General features: G+C 42.8%; 3 protein-coding genes. 2 read left to right on the top strand and 1 reads right to left on the bottom strand.

The genetic code is table 11. From position 1 onward, the window contains the following. On the top strand, nt 1-1,371 hold a 1,371-nt coding region (locus RMO52_RS18835; RefSeq protein WP_310417309.1), incomplete at its 5' end, for a toprim domain-containing protein. Nucleotides 1,372-1,610: 239 nt separating this feature from the next. Here the strand turns inward: RMO52_RS18835 and RMO52_RS18830 are convergent. Beyond that, nucleotides 1,611-2,120 carry a pentapeptide repeat-containing protein gene (locus tag RMO52_RS18830; RefSeq protein ID WP_309738027.1) on the bottom strand — a complete coding sequence of 170 codons (510 nt, stop codon included), beginning with the start codon at nt 2,118-2,120 and terminating at the stop codon, nt 1,611-1,613. A 535-nt stretch (nt 2,121-2,655) separates the two neighbouring features. Between RMO52_RS18830 and RMO52_RS18825 the strand changes: the two genes are divergently transcribed. Continuing rightward, complete coding sequence (locus RMO52_RS18825; RefSeq protein WP_310417305.1) at nt 2,656-3,339, top strand: Bax inhibitor-1 family protein; 684 nt, start codon at nt 2,656-2,658, stop codon at nt 3,337-3,339. Nucleotides 3,340-3,466: the final 127 nt, after the last annotated feature.

The raw sequence follows: 3,466 nt of genomic DNA, 5'->3' as shown, positions 1-3,466 counted from the left end.
CAGCCGAAATATCTCAACTCGCCAGAGACAGAATTATTCGATAAGGGTAACACTTTATATGGACTCGATCGGGCGAAGGATGCAATTAGTAAAACCGATCGGGCGGTAGTTGTCGAGGGTTATTTTGATGTTATCGCGCTTCATGCGGCGGGAATCGATAGTGCGGTGGCTGCACTCGGTACGGCGTTAAGTTTGGCACAAGTCAAGCAGTTAGTGAAGTTTACCGAATCCAAACAAATCGTCCTCAATTTCGATGCGGATAAAGCGGGTAATATTGCCGCAGAGCGGGCAATTGGGGAAGTTACCGATCTGGCTTATCAGGGACAATTGCAGCTACGCATCCTCAATTTGCCAACGGGTAAAGATGCCGATGAGTTTTTAAAAAGTCACAGTCAGCAGGATTATTTAGATTTACTCGATCGTGCGCCGTTGTGGTTGGATTGGCAGATCGATAAAGCGATCAAAGGACAAGATCTTAGCAAGGCAGAACAATATCAATCTGCTTACCAAAAAATTATTAAACTGCTACAAACAATTACTGACATAACTACCCGTACCCATTACATAGAAAAATCAGCTTTGAAATTAAGTGCTGGTGATTCAGTACTGTTTCCCCGATTATTTGCCAGCTTAGAAACTGCAATTAAGGGACTCAAGCCACTCCCAGAAACAAAATTTGGAGTAAGTAACGCACCTGCAAATAGATCTTCGGATCGAGCCAAATATGCCGAGCTAGACGTAACAGATTATCCCGATCCGATCGAGTCAGGTATTGAATATACTCCGCCGGAAGAACGACAACTACTTATCGAAATTGCTCCAGTTAGCATTCATCCCAATCAAAGACTGATCGAACAAGCGGAGGGTTTATTGCTCCGGATCTACCTCCATTATCCTCTCCACCGCCTGACAATTATCGACGCGCTCGATTCAGCAGAATTGACATTTACATTGGCTCATCATCGCTTTTTGTGGGAGCAGATTATCGCTCGCTCGTCCCAATGTGACGAGCGGGAATCTTTGCAGGAAGAAATAGATTATTTGGACGATCGCTTGCTCTCCAAGTTGCAAAATTCAGTCTTTGAAGATCGCGTGCAAGCAGCACGAGTCGAGCATTTATTTAATCTCGACGAACATACTGCTGAAGAAATTCAGCGATCGCCATTGGTACTTAGAGCGGCGATTGCCTGTTTGGAGAAATTCGCCTGCGAACAAAAGCGCAAATATTATCTCAATAAATTACAGAGCAAAGATCCCGAAGATTTAGCCAAGAAGGTTGAAAATTATCAGTTATTTGCTACTACTCAACAGCGCTTACAGGAGCTAGAAAAGTTGAGAATTGTGACTATTTCTGATTTGATATCTTTTTAGAGTTGAAGATTCTGCTGAGTAATGTAGACGGCGGGCGGTGCCTATTAATAAGTAATTAATAAGTACTTGTAGATGGTGGGCAATGCCCACCCTACTCTTTTATAAATAACTATTTCTGATTTGATATCTTTTTAGAGTTAAAGATTATGGTGGGAAATGCCCATCCTACTATTTTTAGTGTTAATTAACAAAAAGTAGGGGTGTAAATCGCCATCTTCAAATTCCAATTATCAATTAATTTAAGCGCATTCTAGTGATTCTTTTGTATCTTTGCCTGTGACTGGATTGGTACCTTTAGCAACCTTACACAACTTTAATTGGACATCTCTTCTAAGAAGCACATCTGTAAAATCTGCACCATCGATAGTTGCCCCATCGAAATTAGTTACAGAAGCAGACGCGCCGATTAAAATAGCATTAGTGAGATTGGCACGCGTTAGTCGCGCCGTATCTAATAAAGTGTTGGTCAGATTTGCCCCAGTCATATCTGCGGAATCAAAATCTCCACCAATTAAGCTCACACCAGTGAGATTTGCGTTCATAAATTTACCTCGGCGGACACTAGCTTGAGTAAACTCAAAAGTAGTCAGATCTTTACCCGAAAAATCAGAATCGTTAGGTAGAGTTGCTTTTGTAAAATCGTCTGCTAATGCCGCGTGTGGGTAAATACTCGCGATCGCTAATGACATTAATATCAGTAATGCGGGTAAAAATAGCCCTGCGATCGTCCGGCGAAAACTTAACTTCATTATGATGTGCTGCTAATGGATCTTAGTCCTGACAACTATTAATCTTAGCATTTACTACCTACGGCTTCCAAGAGATCGATCGTGGCGGAGGCTGTGCTACACGACGCGCTATGTAGCAACATTCTCAACCAACATCCTACCTCGATATCTCACAGCTACTCAACTTTAGATTTGATGAATATTGACTTCATCTGACCCAATTATGCGCATTCATCGATCGATCTGACATCCCGACGAACACGGAACTTTAGCACTTCAGGTAGTGAGATCGTCGCGAGTTGTCTAGTAACTGAGGTATATTTACGGAGATTGCTGCTAGTATGCCGCAATCGCGCACATAGCCCCTACCCAAGCACCATGAAGTAGTAATAATATCCGTGGACGATCGGCTACAAATTGGCTAGGATCTAGATACAAGATCGAATGCGATCTTTAGCAAGTTTCTGGATTGGGCATGAGTAAATGTGGATCTATATTTACCGATCGCTCGGATGATAGCGACCCAAATAAATTGATAGTTTTAGAGGTTTAATCTATGTACGTTGTATCCCAAGCACAGCCGCAAGAACGGGCTGAATTTATCCGCAAGACTTACGCACACCTAGCTGGTGCTGTAGCTGGATTTATCGCGATCGAGACATTACTAGTACGATCGGGCATTGCCGAACGGATGGCGCAAGCCCTGACTGGCGGTTTTACCTGGTTGGCTGTATTAGCGGGATTTTCACTGTTAGGTTGGTTCTCGCGGGGATTGGCAAGTAGGGCAGATTCAGTCTCCTTACAATATCTGGGACTGGGAATATATGTAGTCGCCGAAGCGCTCTTATTTGCGCCATTAATTTTCATTGCTAGCAGGATGTCCGATCCGACGGTGATTCCGACGGCGGGAATTCTGACATCATTAATGTTTGTCGGTTTAACGACAGTGGCATTTACTACTGGCAAAGATTTTACATTTTTGGGTGGCGCACTCAAAATCGGTGGTTTTGTAGCCTTGGGGTTGATTATTTGTAGTGCTATTTTTGGATTTAAACTTGGCTTATTTTTCTCGCTGTTGATGGTGGGATTTGCCATGGCTGCAATTTTGTACGACACATCTAAAGTCATGAATGACTTTACCAAAGATCAGTATGTAGCGGCTTCACTGAGACTGTTCGCCTCTGTAGCTTTGTTATTTTGGTATGTCTTAGAAATCGTGATGTCTTTTTCACGTCGTTAGAAATCTAAGTGAAGATTGTTAATTCAACGAAGATCTAAATAGCCCTGTCCCAAATTTGGGACAGGGCTGTTTATTTGGAGGATCATCCCCACCATTCCACAAAGTCGAGCATCAACTGTTGATGGAT

Source organism: Chamaesiphon sp. OTE_8_metabat_110 (assembly GCF_031382685.1).
Lineage (GTDB): Bacteria > Cyanobacteriota > Cyanobacteriia > Cyanobacteriales > Chamaesiphonaceae > Chamaesiphon.
The sequence above is the reverse complement of the archived record's forward strand: the minus strand, read 5'-3'. Positions and strand labels throughout refer to the sequence as shown.

What these genes read in the sequence shown, in the direction of transcription:
- RMO52_RS18830 (WP_309738027.1), bottom strand. Translation starts at nt 2,120, where the DNA reads ATGAAGTTAAGTTTTCGCCGGACGATCGCAGGGCTATTTTTACCCGCA.
- RMO52_RS18825 (WP_310417305.1), top strand. Translation starts at nt 2,656, where the DNA reads ATGTACGTTGTATCCCAAGCACAGCCGCAAGAACGGGCTGAATTTATC.